This is a genomic window from Nocardia jiangxiensis NBRC 101359 (assembly GCF_000308615.1).
Classification (GTDB): Bacteria; Actinomycetota; Actinomycetes; order Mycobacteriales; family Mycobacteriaceae; genus Nocardia; species Nocardia jiangxiensis.
In genome coordinates this window covers 45165-69497 of record NZ_BAGB01000040.1, presented here as the reverse complement: position 1 = coordinate 69497, position 24333 = coordinate 45165, and the positions used below count along the sequence as shown (strand labels likewise).

The following is a 24333-nucleotide window of genomic DNA, read 5'->3' as shown; positions in this document are numbered from 1 at the left end:
TCGTGATGACCTCCGTCACGCCGTAATATGTTGTGGCCCAAGGTTTCAGCGCATCCCTTCACCACGGATTCACAGGTGCGGACCAACCCCGAAACAAAGACCGCCGACGCTGGAATACATGGGAAGAATCCGACAGAAAACCGCACCGGTCGAAGTACTGGCCTGCGAAGTGTGCGGACGCCTCCCGCATCCGCGCCGGACTCGGCTCGCATTCGCGAAACTCGCTGCTGTTTTCCCGGTCGAGTTGATGCTGCACGCCGCGGTGATGCATACCGACCTGCCGTATCCACTGGCGTTATCGGTCTTGACTGTGACCACGACAGTGCTGGTGATCTGGATCGTGGAGCCATCGGCGATGCGACTGTTCGGGTCCTGGATGCACGGCCCGGACCTGAGGCGGCGGGCCGCTGTGGATGATGCCGGGTTGCTGTGGCGGATCCGGGTCCGGGTCAGCGACACCCCGGGCCAGTTGCAGGAGCTGACGAAGCATCTGGCGCGGCGCCAGGTGAACATCCTGGCCGTGCACGTACACCGGCTCGACGCCGACGTTCTCGACGAACTCGTCGTCTCGGCTCGTGCGGCCCGCACCATCGACGAGTTGACCACCGCGGCAGCCGACGCGGGTGGCTACGGCATCCGGGTCTGGCAGGCCACCGCGTTGACACTCGTGGATGGCCAGACCAAAGCCCTCACCATGGCCGCCCGCGTGGCCGCCGACCCGGGCGAGCTTCCACTCGCCGTCGCCGAACTACTCGGCGCCCACTACGTGAACCACACCGCAGCCACCGACCCCGGCGACGGCACCGTGCTAGAACTCGCCTCGCCGACCGGCCGGACGTTACGCTTCCATCGTCCTGACGAGCCGTTCACACCGGCCGAGATCGCACGTGCGCACCGCCTGCACGATCTTGCGCGCACCACGACAGCAACGCGCGAATTCTGACGGTTCGCGGCCGACGCCCCACACCAGGCGAGTCTGCGTTGTGCCGAGCGCCGTCCCGAACCGCTTATCACTGAACGGAGTGCCAGCGACAGGCCCGCGTGGGCCTGCCCCTGGCAACCGTTCACTCGGGCCGGACGCCTGTGATCGGCGAATCCTATGCCGGAGCGGCTCGCCCGAGAGCGAGGATGGTGGTGCGGACTTCGTCGGCGTTCACCGCGACAACGTTGAATCCCCTGCGCGCCAACGCTTCCGCCAGTGGTGCGGGCACTGGACCGGTGAGCCGGGCGCCGATTCGGCACCGCGGCCGACGCTCGGCGGCCGCTGCCACCATGTCGATGAGCTGTCCGGCTTGGGTGTCGATCTGCACGCGCGGATCGACACCGATCAATCCGCGCCGGAGGTACGCGTCGAGCGGTTCGGCGGTGAGCAGATGCCGGGCGGGCACACCGATCATCGCGGCTTGGAGTTCGCGGACCTCGAGCCAGATGGTGTCTGCGTGTTCGGCGATGTCCAGCACGGCGTTCGCGCCACGCGGAGTGGCGATGTAGGCCCCGACCCCTAGCGGAACTTCGCCGATGAGCTTGCGCAGCAACGCGGTTTCGGCGGGATCGTTGATCTTACGGACGGTGAAGTGGATGCGCAGAAGCTGTCCGGTGGCGGTGACCGCAGCAGTGATGCCGCGGATCTGGGCGGAAAGGATATCGGTGGAGCCCATCGGAAGTGCCAGCTCCGGATGGGTGATGAACAGTTCGGTCGCCCCGAGCAGCTCACGAGACTCGTCGGCATCGAAATCAATTGCCCGGACACCGAATTCGATGTCGCCGACGACCGCGAAGATCTTCTCGAACTCCTCGGCGACGGCACGTTCGAGCGCGGGTGCTGCGACGCTGAGGTCGTTCTCGGCGATGGTATCGATCACCTCCTGCAGGCGGCCGCTGGCCGCGAGCACCGAGTCGACACCAGCGACGATCCCGTCGGCCCCCGCGCCGAGTGCCGAGGTGACCTGCGCGGGCGTGGTGATGCGAGCGAACACCTGCGCGGAGGTGCGTTGGCGAGCCAATGCCAGCAGACCCGCGAGGTGCTCGTCCTCGGCGGCGGGCTGGCTGAGTTGCACAGCGCCGGAATGCACTTCGCCGGTGGTGCCGTCGAGCGAGACCAGATCACCAGTGTGCAGAGTGGTCTCACCGATCGACAGAGTGCCGAGGCCCGGATCGATGTCCAGCGCTCCGCACCCGACCACACAGGTGGTTCCAGCGCACGCGCCACGACTGCCGCATGGCTGGTGGAACCGCCTGTGGCAGTGAGGATTCCAGCCGCAGCGATCATGCCGTGCAAGTCGGTGGGGCTGGTGACCGGCCGAGCCAGAATGACCGTCTTCCCTGCTTTGGCAGCCTGCTGGGCAGCGTCCGAGGTGAAGTGAAACTCGTCCACGACATGGCCGGGTGCAGCGCCGACACCGGTGGCCAGCACGCGGCCGTGAGTACGGGCGAGTTCGTAGTCGGCGGGGTCGAATCCGGGACGTTGGAGCTGGCGGACCTGGTCCAGCGATATCGCGTCCAGGGCGTCCTCGGTGGACAGGACGCCTTCGGCGAGCAGGTCCGCGGCGATACGGATCGCGGCCTGGGCGGTGCGTTTGGCACTGCGGACCTGAAGCATGTACAGGGTGCCGCGTTCGATGGTGAACTCGATGTCCAGGACGTCACCGCGGACGCGTTCCAGCTCGGCACAGGTGCGTTCGAGTTCGGTGTAGACCTCGGGAAGGTGATCGGCCAACCCCGCGACCGGGTCGGGGGTGCGGATGCCCGCGACCACGTCTTCACCCTGGGTGGCGGCGAGGAACTCGCCGAACAGTCCGGGTTCGCCGGTCACAGGGTTGCGGGTGAAGACCACGCCGGAGCCGGATCGTTCGTCGAGGTTGCCGAACACCATCGACTGCACCACGACCGCGGTGCCCAGATCATCGCAAATCTTATGCAGCTCACGGTATTTCACCGCACGGCGGGTGTTCCATGACCGGAACACCGCTTCGACTGCACCCAGCAGGCCCCTCAGGATGCCCTCAGAGCCCGAGGGATGCCCGGCGCTCATGAGACGAGCAGGATCCAATGACAAACTCCCCCACCCCTTCTCAGGACCACTGCCCTAATTCGTCACAGTGACGAATTAGGGCAGTGGTCCTGAGGTTGTCCGATCACTCGCATTTCCATCAATCAGTGCCCGAACAGCAGTGAGGGCGGACCCTTGGGGCCCGCCCTCACTGGTTCGAGAGGGAAATCAGCTCGGAGACTTGGTCAGATCACCGTTCTCGTCCTCGGTGATCTCCACGCCGTCGCTCTTGGAGGTGCTCTCGGTCTGGCTGATCAGAGTGTTCAGGCCGTCCACGCCGGAGCTGTCGCCGCCCTTGAGTTTGTCGAAGGCCGATTGCACGGTGTCGCCGAGTTTGCCCAGCGGGACCGAGATCGACTTGCACAGCGTGGGATTCGCCTTCGCGTCGACCAGGGCCAGGCGGACCTCACGCTTGACGAACAGTGCCGCCAGGCCGCCCTTGACGAATGCGGTGATGCGGCCCTTGGCGCCCTTCTTGAAGGTGCCGGCCTTCATCGGCTTGTACAGCCACCGGTGGAACGCTCCGAAGGCCAGCCCGGAGTGGGCGACGAACTTGGTTTTGGCGAAGGCTGTGGTGTTCGAGGTCGGGCAACTGGTGTCCTCGGCCTTCGCGTCGGCGGCGGTGCCGGTCGGGTCCGCTGGAATCGATTGATCCGTACCACTACTGGGTGCACTCGACGACGAGCTCTTACAACCGCCGACGAGGACCACCACCGGAATCAGTAAGAGAACCACTATTCGCATCAAACGACTCACGCCACACTCCCGATATCCGAACTGATGTATACCGCCGGTAGAGTACCCCAGCAATCGCTCGGCAATCCAGTTGTTTCGCAGCTTCGTGCGTGGAATCGGTGCTCGCCCTGCGCAACTCGCGGCGCGTCTCCCCTGCCTCGAGGAGCTCTGCCAATCAAGGCACGCACGTTCTGGGAACGAGCACAACTTCTGCGAGAGTTCTGGACCGGCGCAATCGCGCTGCTGTTCAATCGGATTCGTATTCAGGTGGACGACGCTCGGGGGTGGCCGAGCGGACGGTTCACCGCATCCAGATCGGAGTGCGATGATGTTCGCGCGCATGTCGCGGGGTTTTCTGGCGGCAACCACGGCGTTGGCTGTCACGGTGGGAGCCGACGGGGTGGCGGTGGCCGCGCCCGATCCGGTGGCTCCGAAGCAGCCGAGCGCCGAGGACGGATCGCATATCAGTGGCATCCGTAAGGTGTCCGATCGCGTGCTGGATGTCGGGGTGTATTCGGCCGCGATGGCTACCAGGACGCGGTTGACGGTGCTGCGGGCCGCTCACCCCGATCGGCCGGCGCCGACGCTGTATCTGCTCAACGGCGCGAACGGGGGATCGGACGGAAACTGGCTCGAGGGCACGGATCTGGTGAAGTTCTTCCGTGACAAGCAGGTCAACGTGGTGATTCCGTTCGGTGGTGCGGGCAGCTACTTCACCGATTGGCGTGCGGACGATCCGGTGCTGGGGCGTCAGCGGTGGTCGACGTTGTTGACTCGCGAGTTGCCGCCGATCATCGATGCCGCGTTCGGTGGCAGTGGCGCGAACGCTGTCGCCGGTATTTCGATGGCGGGGACGTCGGTGTTCCAGTTGGCGATGGATTCGCCGGGGTTGTATCGGGCGATCGGGTCGTACAGCGGGTGTGTGCGTACGAGCAATCCGATGGGGCAGGCGATGGTTCAGGCGGTCGTCGCGCAGGAGCACGGGAACGCGGTGAATATGTGGGGTCCGCCGAGTGATCCGGCGTGGGCGGCGAACGATCCGTATCTGCATGTGAATCGGTTGCGCGGCACGACGATCTACGTGTCCACGGGCACGGGTCTGTTGGGGTCGCACGACAGTGTCGACGGCGCGCACGGTAACGGGGTGCTGCTGATGTATCAGGTGCTTTTCGGTGCGCCGCTGGAGTCGGTCACCAATATGTGCACGCATCAGTTGCAGGATCGCTTGCGGGAGTTGAAGGTTCCCGCGACGTTCGATTTCCGTGCGACCGGGACGCATTCGTGGGGTTATTGGCAGGATGACCTACATCGCTCCTGGCCCCGGTTCGAGGCGGCGCTGACCTCGTCGGGCGCGGAGCAGACCTCGGCGAATTGATCGGACTGGATCGAACCGGGGTGTGCGCCTGGTTCGGCCGGTGCTCCGCGGCCTCCGCGGAGCACCGGCCGAGTGGGTTCAGGCGGTTCTCTCTTTCTGTACGACGGGGATTTCTCCGCTGGCCGGGACGTCGGTGCCGCGCAGGGAGGCGCCGACGGTTTCGCGCAGGAACACCCAGGCGACCAGGCCCAAAACGCAGGAGCCGACCATGAAGTAGGCCGGGAACAGGTCCCAGTGGGTCCGGTCGATGACCCACTGGCTGATCAGGGGCGCGGTGCCGCCGAAGAGGGCGGTGGACAGGTTGTAGGACAGGGCGAATCCGGCGTAGCGGACGTGGGTGGGGAAGATCGCGGGGAAGGTCGCGGAGATCGTGGACAGCTGCGGCACGTACAGCAGGCCCAGGACGATGAATCCGGTGATGGCCCAGCCGATTCCCTTGCCCATGAGCCAGTACATGGGTATGGAGAGCACGCCGAGTCCGATCAGCGAGATCAGCCACATGGGTCGGCGGCCGATGCGGTCGGACAGTCCGCCGCACAGTGGCAGCACCAGTGCCATGACGAGCTGTCCGATCAGGACCATGGCGGTGGTTTGGGTGTCGCTGACGCCGATGGTGCCGTGCAGGTAGGTGGGCATGTAGGCGAGCAGGGTGTAGTTGACGACGTTCAGGGCGATGACCAGGCCGCCGAGGGTGAGCAGTTCGCGGCGGTATTCGGTGATCAGTTTGATCAGGCCGCCCTTGGGGTGTTCGTGTTCGGCGACTTCGGTGAAGACCGGGGATTCGTCGAGTTTGCTTCGCAGGTACCAGCCGACCAGGCCGAGCGGGATGGCGATCAGGAACGGTACGCGCCAGCCCCATGCCTGCATCTGGTCCTCGTCGAGCATGACCTGCATGAGCAGCACGATGGCCGAGCCGCCGATGAAGCCGCTGAGGGTGCCGAATTCCAGGAAGCTGCCGAGGAATCCGCGGCGTTTGTCGTCGACGGATTCGGCGAGGTAGGTCGCTGCGCCGCCGTATTCGCCGCCGGTGGAGAAGCCCTGGATGACGCGCAGGACGATCAGGAGGATGGGGGCTGCGATGCCGATGCTGTCGTGGCTCGGGATCACGCCGATGAGGCCGGTGACCGTGGCCATGAGCAGGATGGTGACGGCGAGGACGGCTTTGCGGCCGATGCGGTCGCCGAGGGGTCCCCACCACATGCCGCCGACGGGGCGTAGCACGAAGGAGATGGCGAAGCCGAGCAGGGTGCCGATGGTGCCGAGGGCGCCGGGGAAGAAGGCGTGGGTGAGGTAGGTGGCGGTGGCGGCGTAGACGCCGTAGTCGTACCACTCGGTGGCGTTGCCCATTGCCGCTGCGGCCACGGAACGTCGTTGTTGCGGTTGTGAGTCGCCGTTCGTCACGCGCGAACTCCTCTCCCCGTGGGTGTTGAAGCACCGCGCTGTCGCAGTGCGGAAAACTGATGTCGCCATGCGGGTTACAGAATGGCAACGAATGCCACGTTTACCCGGTTTGGCGCGGCGGCAAACGGAGAGACACTCCGAGAACGTGGCTATGCACACCGGACGACCAGTGACTATATCCAATTTTGTGATGGTCGTCACACTTGCTGATTCTGGCACGATTGGCTAGCAACGGTCGCTGACGGACAGCGCCCCCGAAACCTGCCGATCCACGGTGCGATCCGGCGACAGCCCCTCACGACGCGCCGCGCCGCGCCGCGTAGATTGACCCCGAACGATGCCGAGTTACCGGGTTTTCCGGATGGACGCTCCCGAGGGGGACCACGACGTGACCACGACCGACCAACGGCCGGGATCCGGATTCAGAACCTGGTTGCTGGAGGGGGCGAACGAAGACCGGTACTCGCGCCATCCCGGGCCGATGGTCAAGCAGACCGAGGAGGCCCATCAGCGGTCGTGGTGGAAGGTGATGTGCCTGACCGGCGTCGACTACTTCTCCACGCTCGGCTATCAGCCGGGGATCGCCGCGGTCGCCGCGGGCGTGCTGTCCCCCATGGCCACGCTGGTACTGGTGGCGTTGACGTTGTTCGGCGCGCTGCCGGTGTACCGGCGGGTGGCGCGGGAGAGCCCGCACGGCGGTGGATCACTCGCGATGTTCACCCACGTGCTGCCGCGCTGGACCGGCAAGCTGTTCATCCTGGTGCTGCTGGGGTTCGCGGCCACCGACTTCGTGATCACGATGACCCTGTCCGCGGCCGACGGCGCGGCGCACATCGTGGAGAATCCACTCGTCCCGCACTGGCTCACCGGACATTCGGTGCTGATCACGCTGGTGCTGCTGGCGTTGCTGGCGGCAATCTTCCTCAAGGGGTTCGCCGAGGCGATCAGTACCGCGGTCGTGCTGGTCGGGGCGTATCTGGCGTTGAACGTCGTCGTGGCGGTGGTCGGGCTGTGGCATGTGTTCACCGCCTCGGGGCTGGTGGTGGACTGGACGCACGCGCTGACCGCCCAGCACGGCAGCATCTTCGCGATGGTGGGCGTATCGCTGCTGGTGTTCCCGAAACTGGCGCTGGGCCTGTCGGGTTTCGAGACCGGTGTCGCGGTCATGCCGCAGATCAAGGGCGAACCCGGTGAACCCGAGGACGATCCGCAGGCCCGCATCGCCGGCGCGCGCAAACTGCTCACCACCGCCGCGCTGATCATGAGCGGATTCCTGATCGTCACCAGCTTCATCACCGTGGTGCTGATCCCGGCGAAGGAGTTCCAGAGCGGCGGTTCGGCCAACGGGCGCGCGCTGGCGTATCTGGCGCACCACTATCTGGGTGACGGGTTCGGCACCGTCTACGACATCTCCACCATCGCGATCCTGTGGTTCGCGGGCGCCTCGGCGATGGCGGGTCTGCTGAATCTGGTGCCGCGCTATCTGCCCCGCTACGGCATGGCGCCGGAGTGGGCGCGCACCACGCGGCCGCTGGTGCTGGTGTTCGCGGTGATCGCGTTCGGGATCACCTGGTATTTCGATGCCGACGTCGATGCTCAGGGCGGCGCGTACGCGACCGGTGTGCTGGTGCTGATCACCTCGGCCGCGGTGGCGGTGACGCTCTCGGCCGCGCGTAAACGCGAGGTCGGCAAGATGATCGGGTTCGGGATCGTCTCGGCGGTGTTCGTGTACACCACGATCCTGAACATCTTCGAGAAGCCCGAAGGTGTGCAGCTGGCCTCGCTGTTCATTCTGGCGATCATCGTGGTGTCGTTCATCTCCCGGGCGCGGCGCGCGTTCGAGTTGCGCGCGATCGAGGTCGATTTCGACGACAAGGCCGCGTGGCTGATCGACAAGATCGCCTCGAGCGGCACGATCCGCATCGTCACGCACGATCTCGAGGGGGTGGAGGATCGTGAGCCGGGCGAATATCGGCAGAAGGAGGCCGAGCAGCGGCTCGAGAGCCACATTCCCGCCCAGGCGCCGATCCTGTTCCTCGAGGTGATCGTGCGCGATGCTTCGGAGTTCTCCACCGATCTGCACGTGCGGGCGGTGGAACTGGACTGCTACAAGATCCTGTCGGTGGAGGCCGCGGCGATCCCGAACTCGATCGCGGCGATCCTGCTGGCCATCCGCGACCGCACCGGCCTGAACCCGCACGTGTATTTCGAATGGACCGAAGGCAATCCGATCACGAACCTGCTGAAGTTCCTGTTCGTCGGTGAGGGTGAGGTCGCGCCGGTCACTCGTGAGATCCTGCGTCGCGCGGTGCCCGACCCGCATCAGCGTCCGCACGTGCACGTGGACAGCTGACCCGCGCTCCCCCGCGCCGATTATGCTGCGCCGCTGAGGTTTCCGGACGGGACGTGCGGTGCGCATTGGCCCGGCTGCCGATTCTTCGGAGGCTCAGCCCGGCGATGAACTCGCTGAGCAGCCGGTTGGCCGCGCCGAACTCGAACAAGCGCGCGAGTTCGGTGTGGGGCGGGCGCTCAGCGGGGCAGGCGGTCGGTGCGCCAGCACTGGGAGGTCAGCGGAACGTCCAGGGTCGGTGCGCCCGCGGCCTGGGTTTCGAGCAGTTGGCGCACATGGGTCAGGCGGGCGCGTTTCTCGTCCGGATCCGCGATGATGAACTGGCTGTAGGTGCTGAGCCATGTGACGATCTCGTCGAGGGTCATGGTGCGGTTGAAGGCGAACGTGGTGGTCTCGACCGCACCGAACGGGCTGTGCTCGGGCAGGGCGAACCGGAATCGGTTGGCCGGGTCCTCGCGGGTGGGCCGTGGTTGTTCCGCGCGGCCGCGGTCGAGTTCGAAGACCCAGTCCACGGTGCGGTCGCGGTTGGTCCGCAGCACACCCAGACGGCCGCCCTCGCGCAGCACCCGGCCGATCTCCGGGACCGCGACCGGGTGGTCGAACCAGTGCCAGGCCGCGGAGACGAAGACCGCGTCCACGCTCGCGTCCGGCAGCGGGATCGCCTCGGCGTGCCCGTCCAGCGCTCGCACCTGTGGTGAGCGTTGCGCCAGGACCGTGCGCATGCGCTCGTCGGGTTCGACCGCGACGACCTCGGGCACACGCGCGGCCAGCGCCCGGGTGAACAGTCCAGTCCCGGCCGCCAGATCCAGTGCGGTCGTGCAGCCGGGCGGGATCAGCCAGTCCAGGGCCTGTTCGGGCGGGCCGGGCCGCATCCGGTCGTAGTCCTGGGCGACCGAGCCGAAGGAGGTCGCCCGTTCACGCTGTGCCGTCATGGAACTCACGCTAGTGGGCGTAGCTGTGTGGTTCCTGCGCGTGTGGTGTGCGCGGTCAGCGCCCCTGCCAGACCGGGGCGCGTTTCTGCGCGAACGCCAGCACGCCTTCGCCCGCGTCCCGGGAGGACAGTGCGGGTGCGGCGAGTTCACCCTGGCGGGTGAACGCCTCCTCGGTGGACCAGTCGGCGGACTCGTCGACGATGCGTTTGCTGGCCTGGATGCTCAGCGGGGCGTTCACGGCGATGCGCTCGGCCAGCGCCAGGGCCGCGTCCAGGGCGTGCCCGGGTTCGGCGAGTTCGTTCACCAGGCCCAGTTCCGCGGCGCGGGTGGCGGTGATCGGGTCGCCGGTCAGCGCGAGTTCCATCGCGATCGCGCGCGGGATCCGCTGCGCCAGGCGCAGCACGCCGCCGCCGACGGCGACCAGGCCGCGTTTGACCTCTGGGATGCCGAACGTCGAATCCTGTGCGGCGACAACCAGATCCGCGGACAACGCCAGTTCGCAGCCACCGGCCAGGGCGGGGCCTTCCACGGCGGCGATGAGCGGTTTGGTGGGCGGTCTGCCGGTGATACCGAGCGGGCCGCGGCCCTCGGTCATCGGTACCTCGCCGGTGGCGGCGGCTTTGAGGTCCATTCCGGCGCTGAAGTATCCGCCCGCGCCGGTGATGATGGCGACCTGTGCGGTGGGGTCGGCTTCGAACGCGTCCAGGGCGCGTTCGATACCCAGGGCGGTGGCCAGGTTCACCGCGTTGCGCACCTGCGGGCGGTTCAGGGTGATGATGGTGACCGGTCCGCTGCGTTCGACCAGCACCGGAGCCGGTGGCGGCGGGGGCAGTTCGGTGCGGTCGCGGGAGTCCACGGTGATCTGCCCGTCCGCGACGGTCACCGGCAGGCCGAGCAGATCCCCGTCGGTGAGTTCACCGATCAGCTCGGATTGTGTGCTGCGCAGCAGGATCCGCGCGCCGTCGGGTGCGATGAGGCTCAGTACCGCGGCTTCGGGTTCACCGTCGCGGCCGAATGGCACGGTGTAGGCCTCGATCACGGCCGGGCCCTGGTATTCGCTGCGGGCCGGGCGCGCGGGCGGGTTGTCGATGACGGGAGTCAGATGCTGGTAGGGGGTGCGCGGCGGGGTGGCCGAGTAGATGCCCAGAGCGTGTTTGGTGATGTACCAGCCCAGCGAGGTAGACAGCCCGTAGGACTGCGGATCCGCGCGCAGTGCGGTGACCAGGGAGGCGACCGCGTGTCCGCCGTAGTTGTTGCCGGGGCCGCCGCCGAAGGTGAGCCCGCCGGTCACCGACAGCGGGCGTTTCGGGTCCTCGAGCGGCAAGCCCAGCTCGCGTGCGGCGATCTGCACCGCCACCGGGAAGCACGCGTACAGGTCGACGTGCGCGAGATCGTCCACGCCGATGCCCGCGTGCGAGAGCACGGCCGCGCCGAGGGTGCGGATTGCCGGGGAGGCGGCCAGTTCGGCGCGTTCGCTGGTGAACCATTCGTCGTGGCCGGAGGCGCCCGCGTGCAGGAACACCCATTTGTCCTGCGGGATTCCGGCCTCGTGCGCGGCCGCGACGCTGGTCAGGATGATGCCGCTGGCCATGTCGACCTGCAGGTTGGCGCATTCGAGTTTGGTGTAGGGGGTGGAGATCATGCGGTTGTCCGCGGTGGGCGTGGCGATCTGCTCCGGGGTGAATTCGGTACGCTGCCAAGCGAATTCGTTGGCCGCGCCGATCGCGGAGAAGCCGGACCACAGGCGGGCGATCGCGGCGGCGTGTTCGGCGGGGGTGCGGCCGAGGCGATGCCGGTTGGCCGATTCCAGCAGCGCGTACATGTTGATCGGCGCGATCAGCCCGGCCGCGGTCTCCGCGGCGTTGTTGGCGGGTGTGTCGATGCCGACGGTGCGGGTCGGGGTGGTCGCCGAATCCTGGGCGGGCCAGCCCGGATCGATTCCGGCGCGCTGGACCGCGGCCTGGGTGGCGCCGGCCTCGGTGCCGGTGACCAGCACCAGGTCGTACTGGCCCGCCGCGATCGCCGCGGCGGCCTCGTTGATCACCAGTTGACCGCCGTCGCCGCCGAAGGTGCTGGACTGCACGGTGTCCACCGTGCCCGCCCCGACTCGTTCGGCGACCACCGCACCCAGGTCGCGGTACTGCCACGAGGCGCACGCCACCGCGAACACCGCGTCGGCGGTGCGCAGGACCGATTCGCCCGCGCCGGTGTCCTGCGCGGCGCGGCGCAGTGCCTGCACCGCGAGTTCGGCCGGGTCACCGTACTCCTGGTCCGGGGTGCGCTGCACCACTTGGCCCACGCCCACCAGGACCGGTGTCGAGGGATCCAGTTCGATACCGGATGCGGTGTGCAGCACGGGCTTTCGCGCGGGTTTGGTGTCCACGGGTCCGGCCGCGGCGATCGCCCCGGGCAGGCGGTTCAGGGATTCGCGCATCGCCTCGCCGAGGCTGCGGACCACCGATCCGCCCAGCGGGCCCTCCACGGGTGGTCCGGCCGCGCCGGCATCGAAATCCACCAGCGTCTGCTCGCCGTTACCCGACACGGTGATCCAGTAGCCCAGCCGCACCTGCTGCGGGGCCTGCCCGCGCAGCTCGAATCCGCGGTCCCCGGCCGCGACGACGGTCCACACGATGTCCACCGGCAGGCCCATGATCTGTGCCTGCTGCGTGAACTCCGCACCCTCGCGGACCGTGCCGGGCGGATCGCCGCGCCAGCCGCCGTGCAGGACGAACCAGTCGCCCAGGCGGTTCAGATCGCGCAGATACGCCGCCACGGTCTCCACCGGGGCGTCCACGAGCTGATCGGCGTGCGCGGTCTTGGCGAATTCGCTCAATCCGGCCGGGGCCAGCCGTTCGCGCCGCTCCTCGACCGAGGGTGCGGCAGGGGTCGGCGGGGCGTGCGTGCCCGGTTCGGGAGCCGGTGCGTTCCTGCTCGCCACGATTCCCGCGATCAGTTCACGAGCGATCCGCGGATTCTTGCGGACCATCGCGGCCAGATCTCCGCCCGCACGCAGTTGTTTACGCACCGAACGCATTCGATCGCCACCGGACACAGCTCACACCGTCCTATCTCCTCAATCGAGTACGAGACTATTCGACCGTGCACGCGTGCGCCCGCCCCGGCTACCTTCGGGCATCGACAGCCTTCGCCGAAGCCCCGTGCAGTGAGCACACCGGGGACGCCTGGCGCCGCTATGTCGGGCGAATCCGGCTGCTGGGCCTGGCTCCACGTCGTGGCGGGCGCCCTGACGAACGATCAGCAAGCACTGCGAGCAGACGGAGGGATCAGTGGATCAGCGGGCACGCCTGAGGCTGCTGGCACCTCGGTGATCCGCAGATCGGCCCCACCCTGACCGGACCGCGGGCCACGCTCGGCCACGGCTGTACGGAGTCGCTCGAATCGCTCGTGCAGGGCCGGATTCCGATCGAGTGCGTCCAGGCCCGGCGGGAGGCGTGGACTCAGAGTCCGATGCCGAGCAGGGCGTCCACCGCGGTGGCGATCGTGGCGGGCGCGGAGCTGTCCGGGCCGCCGTATTCGAGTGCTTCGCGGGCCCAGTTGTCGACTGTGGCAAGGGCTTTGGGGGTGTCCAGGTCGTCGGCGAGGTGCTGGCGCAGACGGGCGACGGTGTCGGTGGCGTCCGGGCCCGAGGTCAGTGCTGCGGCGCGCTTCCAGGTGTCCAGCCGGGACAGTGCCTGGGCCAGAACCTGATCGGACCATTCGCGGTCCTGCCGGTAGTGCCCGGCGAACAGACCCAGGCGGATCGCGGCGGGATCCACGCCCGTGCGGCGTAACTGGGAGACGAACACCAGATTGCCGCGCGATTTGGACATCTTCTCCCCGTCCAGGCCGATCAGGCCCGCGTGCACGTAGTGCCGGGCGAAGCGCCGACCTGCCACCAGCGCTTCGGCGTGTGCGGCGGAGTACTCGTGATGCGGGTAGATCAGGTCGCTGCCCCCGCCCTGGATGTCGAACTCGGGGCCGATGCGGTTCAAAGCGATTGCCGCGCACTCGATATGCCAGCCCGGACGGCCCTCCCCGAACGGTGAGGGCCACGACGGCTCCCCCGGACGCGCCGCACGCCACAGCAGCGCATCGATCGGGTCGTGCTTACCGGGCCGGGTGGGATCCCCGCCGCGCTCGGCGAACAACCGGTCCATCGTGGCGCGGTCGTAGCCGGACTCGTAGCCGAACTGTTCGGTGGCGTCGTGGCGGAAGTACACGTCCGGGTACTGCTCGTCGGGCACCACGTACGCCGCGCCCGAGGCCAGCAGCTTGTCGACCAGTTCCACGACCTCGCCGACCGATTCGATCGCGCCGATGTACTCGCGCGGGGGCAGCACCCGCAGCTCGGTCATATCCTCGCGGAACAGCGCGATCTCGCGGCTGCCCAGCTCACGCCAGTCCACTCCGTCGCGGTCGGCGCGTTCGAACAGCGGATCGTCCACATCGGTGACGTTCTGCACGTAGTGCACCTCGTGCCCGGCATCACGCAGCACCCGGTTGACCAGATCGAAGGTCAGGTAGGTGGCCGCATGTCCCAGATGGGTTGCGTCGTAGGGGGTGATGCCGCACACGTACATCGTGGCGGTGGAGCCGGGGGTGACCGGGCGCACCTGCGCGTCGGCGGTGTCGAACAACCGCAACGGCGGTCCGGATCCGGGGACGGTCGGGACAGCGATATCGGACCAGGACTGCATGATTCGAGAGTAGAGGTTTCAGCGGCCCGGGTGCCCGCCACCCCCACGCACCCGCGCCCGGCCACACCCCCAGGCACCGGTGCTCACCTGCGCCGAGGCACCGGATGCCGAATCACAACCGTTGCAATCTCGCCGGATCGAAACCGGCGCGGCGATCTTCAGAACGCGGGCCAGGGAATCGGGCGTGAGGTGTGCGGCATCGGCATCACCGGATCATCGCGCAATCGCCGGCCGCGGGTCAGCAGCGCCTCGATCTCCTCGTCGGTGATGTGTTCGGCCAGCGAATCACCGATCGCACCCGGCAGCGCGTCGACGAAGGCGGTGATGTCGGTGATCAGGTCCTGGTCCACGGTCTCCCCCGCCCACCCCCACAGCACCGTGCGCAACTTCGGCTCGGTGTGCAGGCAGATACCGTGATCGACGCCGTACACCGTGCCGTCCAAGCCCTCGAGGGCGTGCCCGCCCTTGCGGTCGGCGTTGTTCAGCAGCACATCGAGCACCGCCATCCGTTGCAGGCGCGGATCGTCCGCATGCACCAGCGACACCTCCGCACCGGCCCCGTCGACCGCGCGCAGCACCTCCCGGAACCCCTCCGGTACCGCACCGGCGGGCACCAGATCCACCAGATCGAGCCGGTCGCCGCGTTCGGTGTGGTTGTCCACCGACTCCACCCAGCGTTGCACCATCCCCGGCCCCAGCGGGCCCTCCCGCAGGATCGTCTCCGGGATCACCGTCCACCCCAGCGCCTTGGACACCAGATACGAGGCGACCTCGCGCCCGGCGAGGGTGCCGTCCGGGAAATCCCACAGCGGACGCTCCCCGCGCACCGGTTTGTACACCACGCGCACTCCAGCATCGGATGCCGATTCGCGCACCGTGCCGTCGGGGCCGATCTCGCACACCAACGTCAGATTGCTGGCGGTGCTGACCCGCCCGATCACCGCCAGATCACCGCCGTAGAACGGGTCGCACCCGCGCCCGCCGGTCTCGGCGCTCACCGGTCAGTCCTCGAGATCGGCCGCACCGAAGATCCCGCCGCGTTTATAGCCGTTGGTGCGCACACACATATGCCCCTTCGTCGACAGCGGTTCCCCGCACAGCGGGCACGGCGGCCGCCCGGCCGCGATCACCCGCGTGGAGCGCAGCGCGAACTCCCGGGCCTGGGTGGGCGTCAGGAACACCCGTACCGCGTCGGGGCCCTCCTCGGTGTCGTCCAGCACCACCGACTCGTCCACCTCGGTCTCGGTGATCGCCAGTAACTCCACCACCACCGCGTTGGCGTCCGCGTCCCAGCCCAGCCCCATGGTGCCGACCCGGAACTCCGCGTCGATCGGGGTCTGCAACGGCCCGGTGTCGTTCACGTCGTCCGCTTGGGGCGGCACACTCGCGCCGAATCGGCGCGCCACCTCGTCCAGCAGCAGACCCATCCGATCGGCTAGCACCTTGACCTGCTGCTTCTCCAGCAGCACGCTGACCACCCGCGGTTCCTCGACGGCCTGCAGATAGAAGGAGCGATCGCCCGGTTCACCGACGGTCCCGGCAACGAAACGATCGGGGGTGCGAAACACGTGGATTGCTCGGCTCATCTGCACCTCCTGAAACCACACTGCACTACTTACTCCAAAGAGTCGGGGCGTTGCGCATTCCCATTATCCGCGTCGGTGGTGCGCTCGCCCGCCGCAGCACCGCCGTTCGCGGCCGGTCCGGGGCCGACTTCACCGCCGGGCACCGGGCCCGCCGGTTCGCGCGAGCGCTGTTCCGGGGGGGTCGCCAGCGCCGACAGGTCGGTGCCGGTGTCGTTGCTGCGCCACACCGACGGGCCCGCCGGTGTGTACCGGACGACGCTGAGTGAGGCCGGTTCCACCACCAGGCGCTGGAATCCGTCCAGGTGGATGCCCAGGGCGTCGGCGAGCACCGATTTGATCACATCGCCGTGCGTGCACGCCACCCACAGCGCGTCGCGGCCGTGCTGCTCGGCGAAGCGCCGATCGTGCTCGCGGATCGCGGCCACCGCGCGGTACTGCACATCGGCCAGGCCCTCCCCGCCGGGGAACACCGCGCCCGACGCGTGCCGCTGCACCACCGACCACAGCGGTTCCTTGACCAGATCGGCCAGCTTGCGGCCGGTCCAGTCGCCGTAGTCGACCTCCACCAGGCGCTCCTCGGTCACCGGCTCGAGGGCCAGTTTCTCCGCCAGCGGAGCCACCGTGTGGGCGCACCGCAGCAGCGGGGAGACCACGATGTGCTCGATCGGCAAGGGAGCCAAGCGTTCCGCGAGCGCGCGGGCCTGTTCGCGGCCGCGTTCGGTGAGTTCCACTCCGGGAGTGCGCCCGGACAGGGTGTGAGCCGTATTCGAAGTCGACACCCCGTGCCGGAGCAGGATCACCGTCATGCCCCCAGCCTAGGCGATCGCACCGTCTCGGCCACGCGACGAGCGGCACACGCACCCGATCCCGATTACGCTCAGGGCGAATGCGGTTCCGGCGACGACGATTTCGCTGCTCGGGCAGTGTGCTGGGTCACTCGCCGGATCGGTTCCGTGCGCCCGGACCCGCAATCGGGGTGCGTGGGCGCGATCACCGGGCACCCCGAACCGATCGCTCCGGCGGTTCGCCGTGCCTTAGCCGTGTCCGAACGGGTTGTGGCCCTAGGCTCTTGGATGTGACGGAAGTATGCGCACGGTGATGGAACAGCGGGCGGTCGGGCGCAGCGGCCTGCGGGTCTCCCGGATCGGCCTGGCCACCCACACCTGGGGCAGGGAAACCGATCCGGACGACGCGGCGGTGCAGCTGGTGGCGTTCGTCGAGGCCGGTGGCACGCTGCTGGACACCTCCCCCGCCTACGGGGGCGGCGCGGCGCAACGCATCCTGGGTGAGCTGATCGGGGAACTGGTGCCCCGGCACGATCTGGTGATCAGCGGATGTGCCGGGATCACCCCGGTGCCGGTCACCGATCCGGACGGGGCGCCGGCCGCGGAGCCGCGCTGGCGGGTGGACGCCTCGCGGCGCACCCTGCTGCGCCAGCTCGATCAGACCCTCACCGCACTGGACACCGACCATCTCGACATCTGGAGTGTGGCCGCGTGGGATCCGCACACCCCGTTGGACGAGATCACCGCCACCGTTCAGGACGCGGTGCAGTCCGGCAAGGTCCGCTACGGCGGGGTGCGCGGGCTGGACGCCTGGCAGCTGGCCACCATGGCGGGCACCGCGCCGATCACCGTCGCGCAGACCCCGTACTCGCTGCTCGCGCGTGGTGTCGAACACGACATCGTGCCCGCCGCGCAACATCACGGCGTCGGGCTCATCGCCACCACACCGCTGGCCTGGGGCATCCTGACCGGCAAATACCGGGACGGGGTGCCCGCGGATTCGCGCGGCGCGGACGAGACCAGCGGCGCGCAGATCCGCGACCGCCTCGACGAACACTCCGACCGGGTGGTGGACGCGCTGATCACCGCCGCCGACGGTCTGGGCACCTCCCCGCTGGCCGTGGCGCTGGCCTGGGTGCGCGACCGGCCCGCGGTCGCCTCGCTGATCGTGGGCGCCCGCGATATGGGCCAGCTCACCGGTGTGCTCGCCGCGGAAACCCTGGAACTGCCGCGGGCGATCGCCGCGGCCCTGGACGACGTCAGCAGCATCTGACCCGCCCGCGCGAACCGCGGCCCCGCGACCCTGCGTGCGGTGCCGGATGATCCTCGTGCAGACCGCTGGCGGGTCGGTTCCGGCCCGCCGCACCCGGATCCGGACACGATGCGGGCCCCCGCACCCGAATTCGGATCATGGTGCGGTCCGCCGCGCGGCATGGCGGGTCGTTGTCCGGCCCGCGCGGGCACCACTTAGGCTTGCCTACATGAGCTGCCTCGTCCGGGTCCGATCGTCCCGCACCGCATCCGCGCGGCCGGTGCGCCGCATCGCCGTGGCCGTGTTCACCGTCGCGATGGCCGCGACGCTCGGCGCGTGCGGGTCCTCCGGTGGGACCGGCAGCACGACACAGTACGGTCCGGCCACCGCGACGCTGGCCGACACCAACCCGGTGCCGATCGGGTCCGCGCCGCATCCGGTGCTGCCGGTGACGGTGCATTCGTTCGACGGGTCCTCGGTGACCGTCACCGATGCCAGCCGCATCGTCGCGGTCGACCAGTACGGCACCCTCGCTCAGACCGTGTGGGCGCTGGGACTGGGCGCGAATCTGGTCGGGCGTTCCACCGCCGCGGCGTTCCCGGCCGCGAAGGATGTGCCCAGCGTCGCGGGCGGCAGCGGCAGCATCAACGTCGAAGCCGTTGCCGCGCAACGGCCCACGGTGTTCCTGACCGACACCGTCAGCGCCACGCCCACCATTCGCGATCAGCTCAAAGCGCTCGGCATCACCGTGGTCTACTTCGACCCCGATCGCACCCTGGCCGGGGTCGGCCCGCAGATCCAGGCCGTGGCCGCCGCGCTGGGCGTGCCGCAGGCCGGTACCGCGCTGGCTCAGCGCACCCAGCACGAGATCGATGCCGCGACCGCCGCTGTGCCCAAACAGAATCCGGCGCCCAAGATCGCGTTCCTGTACCTGCGCAGCACCGCCATCACCATGATGGCCGGACCGAAATTCGGCTCGCACGCCTTGATCACCGCTCTGGGCGGCACCGATGCCGGGGAGGCCGCCGGGATCACCGAACCGTTCGTGCCGATCACCAGCGAATCGATGATCAGCGCGAACCCCGATGCGTTCCTGGTCATGTCCGATGGACTGCAATCGATCGGCGGCGCGGACGGCCTGGCCAAGGTCCCCGGCGTCGCGCAAACCAACGCCGGTAAGAACAAGCGTGTCATCGATATGGCCGATTCGGTGCTGCTCAGCTTCGGCCCCAACACCGGCCGCATCCTCGCCGCCCTGTCCCACGCCCTCTACGGCACCCACCCGGCATGAGCGAGCCCACCCCACAAGACCTTCCACCGACCCGTCCCACCGACAGCGAGATCGACACCCGCTCGGTGCCCGAGGATCCCGCGACGGCAGTCGATGCCCAGTTGCAGCCAGCGCATCGAATCCCGGGCAATGATGAATTCCGCACCGGCACACCGGATCCGCACACAGCCCGCCGCGGCGAGCCGGCGCAGACTGCACCCCGCGCCAGCGCAGCACCCTCGGGCGCAGACCGCACCACCGACACCACGATGGGCCCGCAAACCCGCGCAGCAGAGGGCGCAACGGTGTCTGCGGCAACATCACCGCGCGACGATCCTCACGCGCAGCAGGATTCGAATGGCCTCGAACCCGAGCCTGCGGACGCTGTGTCCGAGAAGGCGCCGCACACAGACGAGATCGGTACAGGCACACGAGGACCGGCGGCACTCCGATCGAGCGGTACACCGGTATCGAGACCCACGGCGCAGCAGTCGAAGGATGCGGGCACCTCAGCCGAAGCTGCACCGGCCGACCGCAGCGGCATCGATCCTCGCTCGATCGAACCGGACCCGGCCGGTGATGAACCCGCGGCCGCGTCGGGGGAAAACAGTGCAGCCGCAGCGGAATCGAAGCCGTTGGAGTCGGTTGATGCGGCGAGGCAGCGAGAGCAGGCCGTCGCGGTCGAGTCCGCGCCCCCTGGCGAGGGCGGCAGCGGTCCCGCGGCGCGGCGGGGGCGGCGCTCGCGGGTGACGATCGCGTTCGTGGTGTCGGTTGCGCTGTTGGTGGGGTTGGCGTTGGTGTCCGCGGCGATCGGGCAGGTGCCCACGACGCCCTGGGAGGTCGCCGGGACGGTGTTCCATCAGGTCGGGCTGGATTGGGGGCCGTTGCCGCATCATCCGGCCGGGCAGGTGACGTTGCTGCAGGTGCGTTTCCCGCGGGTGGTGCTGGCGTTGCTGGTGGGGGCGGCGTTGGCGACAGCGGGTGCGTTGTTGCAGGGGGTGTTCGCCAATCCGCTGGCCGAACCGGGCGTGATCGGGGTGTCCGCGGGGGCGGCGGTCGGCGCGGGAGTGGTGATCGTGGTCGGGGGCGCGTTCGCCGCGGCGTGGTCGGTGGCCGCGGGTGCGTTCGTGGCCGGGCTGGGCACGACGCTGCTGGTGTATCTCCTCTCGCGGTCGGGGGGACGCACCGAGACCGTGACGTTGGTGCTGACCGGTGTGGCGGTCAACGCGTTCGCCGGTGGATTGATGTCGTTTCTGCTGTTCACCGCCTCCAACGCGGCGCGCGATCAGATCGTGTTCTGGCAGTTGGGCAGCCTCAACGGCGCGACCTGGCAGTCGGTGGCCGTGGTCGCGCCGCTGACCGCCGCCGGTGTGCTGGCCGCGATACTGATGGCCCCGCGGCTGGATCTGCTCGCGCTCGGGGAGGCCGCCGCGCGGCATCTGGGCGTGGATGTGGAACGGTTGCGGCGCAACGTCGTTCTGGTGGTGGCGGTGCTGGCCACCGCGGGGGTGGCGTTCACCGGCATCATCCTGTTCGTCGGGCTGATCGTGCCGCACGTGGTGCGCATGCTCGTGGGCCCGGCCCATCGGGTGCTGATCCCGCTCTCGGCGATCCTGGGTGCGGTGGTGCTGCTGGCCGCCGATATCGGCGCCCGCGATCTGGTCACCAACGCGGATCTGCCGCTGGGCATGCTCACCTCGCTGGTCGGCGGCCCGTTCTTCTTCTGGCTGCTGCGCCGCACCCGCGCCCGCTCGGGAGGCTGGGCGTGAGCCGCGCGATGCCATGCCGTCCGGGACCGCGGCCCGGCGAGACGACCAGGGTGTGGAAGGAGTGCCGATGAGCGGGATGTCACGGGCGGTCACCCGGGTGCTGGCGCGATCGCACGGAATCCCGGACGATCCGCCTCCGGGCACGGTGACGTTGCGGGCGCGGGAAGTCAGCGTGGACCGCGGCGCCGGCCGGCGGGTGCTGGACCACGTCGACCTCGAGGTGGTGGCCGGGCGGATCCTGGCGCTGGTCGGGCCGAACGGTGCGGGCAAGTCCACACTGCTCGCAGCCCTGGCCGGAGAACTCGAACTCGCCACCGGCACAGTCGAACTCGACGGCCGCGAACTCGCGCACTGGGCCGTGGCGGATATGGCGCGTCGTCGCGCGGTGCTGCCACAGACGCACAACGTCGGATTCCCGTTCACCGCCCGCGAGGTCGTCACCATGGGCCGGGCCCCGTGGGCGCGCACCCCACGCCAGGACCAGGACCTCGCCGCGGTGGCTGCGGCGATGGCCGCCACCGATGTCACGCACCTGGCCGAACGCACGTTCCCGGCGTTGTCCGGCGGCGAACGCGCGCGCGTCGCGCTGGCGCGCGTGCTGGCCCAGCACACCACCACCCTGCTGCTCGACGAGCCCACCGCCGCACTGGATCTGGGACATCAGGAGGCGGTGCTGCAACTGGCCCGTGCGCGCGCGGCCGCGGGAGCCGCGGTCGTGGTGGTACTGCACGATCTCGGTATCGCCGCGGCCTACGCCGACAGCGTCGCGGTATTGCAGGACGGTCGCCTGGCCGCCGCCGGTCCGCCCCGCGAGGTGCTGACCACCGACCTGCTGACCCGTGTCTACCAGCATCCGGTGGAGGTCATCGACCATCCGGTCACCGGCGCGCAACTGGTGCTGCCGCTGCGGCGCTGACACGCGAAACGCTCAGCGCCACACCAGTTTCAGCACCGCCGGGGTCAACAGCAGCCGGATCACCGTGGCATCGAGCACCAGTGCGGCGATCATCCCGTACGCGACGTACTTCATCAGCACCAGATCCGAGAACCCGAACGCGCCGGTGACCACGATCAGGATCGCCGCCGCCGAGGTGATGACCCCGCCGGTGTGCGCGATGCCGTAGCGGATCGCCTCCTGCGCCGGGGCACCGCCCGCGCGGGCCTCGGTCATCCGGGACTGCAGGAACACCTCGTAGTCGGTGGACAGCCCGAACAGCACCGTCACGATCAGAACCAGCACCGCGAACATCAACGGCCCCGCGGTGAAGTTGAACAGCCCGGCACCGTGCCCCTCGACGAAGATCCAGGTCAGCACGCCCAGGGTCGCTCCCAGGCTCAGCGCGCTCATCACCACCGCTTTCACCGCCAGGATCAGCGACCGGAACGCCACGTACATCAGCGCGATCGCCGCGCAGATCAGAATCGCCGCCAGCAGCGGCAACCCGTCGATCAGGCCGCGGATGCTGTCCCGCTCGAGCGCCGGAACCCCCGCTACCATCACCCGCACACCGGGTGGATGCGGGATCGCGCGCACGGTGTCGATCGCCGCGTCCGGATGCTGCTGATCGACCAGCCCGGCCGAGAGCACGTTGATGCCGTGGGTGGTCGGCGCGGTCGGTTCGAACGGCCCGGTCAGTCCGGGCGCGAAATTCGCCTGGAACCGGATGTCGGAGAGCTGTTGCGGATTCGCGCCCACCACGACGAGTTTGAGCGGCTGGGTGCGGAAGTCCGGGAACAGCCGGTCGAAGTCCTGCTGCGCCACCCGGGCCGGATTGTCCGAGGCCAGATAGCGTTCGCTCAATCCACTGAATTCGATGTTCCGGAACGGGATCAGCAGCACCAGCAGCACCAGCACCACCGGCACGATCACCCGCACCGGACGGCGCATCGCGAACAACGCCAGATCCGAGAAGAACCCTTGCCCGCGCTGATCGCGCAACGTCGGGGAGATCTCCGCCGGGTCGGCGCTGCGCACGCTGGCGAGGCGATGCCAGCCCCACATGTCCACCCGGGTGCCCACGATGCTCAGCAGCGCCGGCAGCGCGGTCACCGACAACACCGCGGCCAGCAGCACCGCACTGATCCCGCCGTAGGGCACCGACCGCAGCACCTGATGCGGATAGATGAACAGCGCGCCCAGGCTCACCGCGATGATCGCCGCGGAGAACAGCACGGTGCGTCCCGCGGTCGCCACGGTGGCGGCGGTGGCCTCCTCCACGGTGTGCCCGGCGGCGAGTTCTTCCCGGAATCTGGTCACCGCGAAGAGTCCGTAATCGATCGCCAGCCCGAGGCTCACCAATGTCACTACGGCGCTGGCGAACACGTTCACATCGATCACGTCGGTCAGCGCCCGGATGATGCCCTGGGTGCCCAGTACGGTCATCCCGCCGATCAGCACCGGCAGCAGTGCCCCGACCACGCCGCCGAACACGAAGAACAGCAGGATCGCCACCAGTGGTAGTGCGATCAGCTCGGCGCGCCGGATGTCGTGCTGCATCCCGAGATTGATGCCCTCGACCACCGGTTGCAGCCCGGCCAGCTGCACCGTCGTGCCGCCCGGTCCCGCCCCGGCCGCGCCCGCGCCCGCGCCCGCGCCGAGCTGGTCCTCGATGGCCAGGTAGTTGTTCACCGTTTCGGTGTCCTGCCCGCGCAGTCCGATGCTGGCGAACGCGTGTGTGCGGGTGGCGTCGGCGAACCGGCCCATCATCGGGCCGTCGAAATAGCTGTCGATCTTCTTGATCCGGTCCGGGTACCGGGCGTGCAGATTCGTCAGGGCGGTGCCGATCGCGTCGTGGACGGCCGGATCGTCGAGGGTGTGCCCCGGCGGGGCGGTGTACAGGACGATCACATCGGCGTCGGTGTCCCGGCCGAAGGTCTCATCGGCCAGTTGCGAGGCGACCACCGATTCGCTGTGGTCGTCGAACCAGCCGCCCTGGGTCAGGCGGGGTCCCAGATCGCGGCCGTAGAACCCGGACACCGCGACCAGCAGGATGAACACCGCCAGCACCGGATACCGGTGGCGGTGCACGAACCGGCCCCACCACAGCGACAGCCCCCGGAATCGGCTCTGTTCGGTGCGCGCGGGCTCGCTGCTCACATGCTCGGTCACTGTGCGGCTCAATCGTTTTCCCG

At 68.7% G+C, this 24333-nt stretch carries 17 protein-coding genes and 1 pseudogene; 7 read left to right on the top strand and 11 right to left on the bottom strand.

Going from position 1 to position 24333, the window contains the following annotated elements; genetic code table 11:
- The first annotated feature begins 118 nt into the window (after positions 1–118).
- Positions 119–943 carry an ACT domain-containing protein gene (locus tag ON40_RS12740; protein WP_040822078.1) on the top strand — a complete coding sequence of 275 codons (825 nt, stop codon included), beginning with the start codon at positions 119–121 and terminating at the stop codon, positions 941–943.
- A gap of 154 nt (positions 944–1097) precedes the next feature.
- On the opposite strand, the gene ON40_RS48120 is transcribed toward ON40_RS12740, so the two are convergent.
- From ON40_RS48120 to ON40_RS12730, 3 genes and pseudogenes are all read right to left on the bottom strand, one after another.
- The gene (locus ON40_RS48120) at positions 1098–2183 is read right to left on the bottom strand and encodes a hypothetical protein (protein WP_051193039.1); all 1086 of its coding nucleotides are present in this window, start codon (positions 2181–2183) and stop codon (positions 1098–1100) included.
- Positions 2184–2215: 32 nt separating this feature from the next.
- A pseudogene (locus tag ON40_RS56030) lies at positions 2216–3031 on the bottom strand (PEP/pyruvate-binding domain-containing protein); the annotation flags it as partial.
- A 186-nt stretch (positions 3032–3217) separates the two neighbouring features.
- Positions 3218–3784, bottom strand: coding sequence for a hypothetical protein (locus ON40_RS12730; RefSeq protein ID WP_245567780.1), 567 nt, complete (start codon positions 3782–3784; stop codon positions 3218–3220).
- Positions 3785–4124: 340 nt separating this feature from the next.
- Between ON40_RS12730 and ON40_RS12725 the strand changes: the two genes are divergently transcribed.
- A complete protein-coding gene (locus tag ON40_RS12725) occupies positions 4125–5159 on the top strand; it encodes an alpha/beta hydrolase (protein WP_040822473.1) in 1035 nt (344 codons plus the stop codon).
- Between the two features lie 78 nt (positions 5160–5237).
- Here ON40_RS12725 and ON40_RS12720 read toward each other — a convergent pair whose 3' ends face one another.
- A complete protein-coding gene (locus ON40_RS12720) occupies positions 5238–6506 on the bottom strand; it encodes an MFS transporter (protein WP_085997706.1) in 1269 nt (422 codons plus the stop codon).
- A gap of 415 nt (positions 6507–6921) precedes the next feature.
- Between ON40_RS12720 and ON40_RS12715 the strand changes: the two genes are divergently transcribed.
- Positions 6922–8913 carry an APC family permease gene (locus ON40_RS12715; RefSeq protein ID WP_085997705.1) on the top strand — a complete coding sequence of 664 codons (1992 nt, stop codon included), beginning with the start codon at positions 6922–6924 and terminating at the stop codon, positions 8911–8913.
- A gap of 176 nt (positions 8914–9089) precedes the next feature.
- Here ON40_RS12715 and ON40_RS12710 read toward each other — a convergent pair whose 3' ends face one another.
- The 6 genes from ON40_RS12710 to ON40_RS12685 form a co-directional block, all read right to left on the bottom strand.
- The gene (locus tag ON40_RS12710) at positions 9090–9842 is read right to left on the bottom strand and encodes a class I SAM-dependent methyltransferase (RefSeq protein WP_040822072.1); all 753 of its coding nucleotides are present in this window, start codon (positions 9840–9842) and stop codon (positions 9090–9092) included.
- A 55-nt stretch (positions 9843–9897) separates the two neighbouring features.
- The gene (locus tag ON40_RS12705) at positions 9898–12876 is read right to left on the bottom strand and encodes a crotonase/enoyl-CoA hydratase family protein (protein WP_169541854.1); all 2979 of its coding nucleotides are present in this window, start codon (positions 12874–12876) and stop codon (positions 9898–9900) included.
- Positions 12877–13300: 424 nt separating this feature from the next.
- Positions 13301–14539 carry a cysteine--1-D-myo-inosityl 2-amino-2-deoxy-alpha-D-glucopyranoside ligase gene (gene mshC, locus ON40_RS12700; RefSeq protein WP_040822069.1) on the bottom strand — a complete coding sequence of 413 codons (1239 nt, stop codon included), beginning with the start codon at positions 14537–14539 and terminating at the stop codon, positions 13301–13303.
- Between the two features lie 158 nt (positions 14540–14697).
- On the bottom strand, positions 14698–15537 hold the full coding sequence (locus ON40_RS12695) for an SCO1664 family protein (RefSeq protein WP_040822067.1): 840 nt from the start codon (positions 15535–15537) through the stop codon (positions 14698–14700).
- 3 nt (positions 15538–15540) lie between these two features.
- Positions 15541–16125 carry a DUF3090 domain-containing protein gene (locus tag ON40_RS12690; protein WP_040822467.1) on the bottom strand — a complete coding sequence of 195 codons (585 nt, stop codon included), beginning with the start codon at positions 16123–16125 and terminating at the stop codon, positions 15541–15543.
- A gap of 29 nt (positions 16126–16154) precedes the next feature.
- Positions 16155–16931 carry a histidine phosphatase family protein gene (locus ON40_RS12685; protein WP_040822065.1) on the bottom strand — a complete coding sequence of 259 codons (777 nt, stop codon included), beginning with the start codon at positions 16929–16931 and terminating at the stop codon, positions 16155–16157.
- A 292-nt stretch (positions 16932–17223) separates the two neighbouring features.
- Here ON40_RS12685 and ON40_RS12680 point away from each other — a divergent pair, with 292 nt between their 5' ends.
- The 4 genes from ON40_RS12680 (at position 17224) to ON40_RS12665 (ending at position 22117) form a co-directional block, all read left to right on the top strand.
- Positions 17224–18183 (top strand): aldo/keto reductase, encoded by a 960-nt coding sequence (locus tag ON40_RS12680; protein WP_040822465.1) that lies wholly within the window; start codon positions 17224–17226, stop codon positions 18181–18183.
- A 208-nt stretch (positions 18184–18391) separates the two neighbouring features.
- Positions 18392–19453 (top strand): heme/hemin ABC transporter substrate-binding protein, encoded by a 1062-nt coding sequence (locus ON40_RS12675; protein ID WP_051193037.1) that lies wholly within the window; start codon positions 18392–18394, stop codon positions 19451–19453.
- A gap of 725 nt (positions 19454–20178) precedes the next feature.
- Positions 20179–21201: a FecCD family ABC transporter permease gene (locus tag ON40_RS12670; protein WP_051193085.1), complete on the top strand. Its 1023-nt coding sequence runs from the start codon at positions 20179–20181 to the stop codon at positions 21199–21201.
- A gap of 76 nt (positions 21202–21277) precedes the next feature.
- Entirely contained in the window at positions 21278–22117 is an 840-nt protein-coding gene (locus tag ON40_RS12665; RefSeq protein ID WP_083895605.1) for a heme ABC transporter ATP-binding protein, read from the top strand.
- A 12-nt stretch (positions 22118–22129) separates the two neighbouring features.
- Here ON40_RS12665 and ON40_RS12660 read toward each other — a convergent pair whose 3' ends face one another.
- On the bottom strand, positions 22130–24310 hold the full coding sequence (locus ON40_RS12660; RefSeq protein ID WP_245567779.1) for an MMPL family transporter: 2181 nt from the start codon (positions 24308–24310) through the stop codon (positions 22130–22132).
- Between the last annotated feature and the right edge of the window lie 23 nt (positions 24311–24333).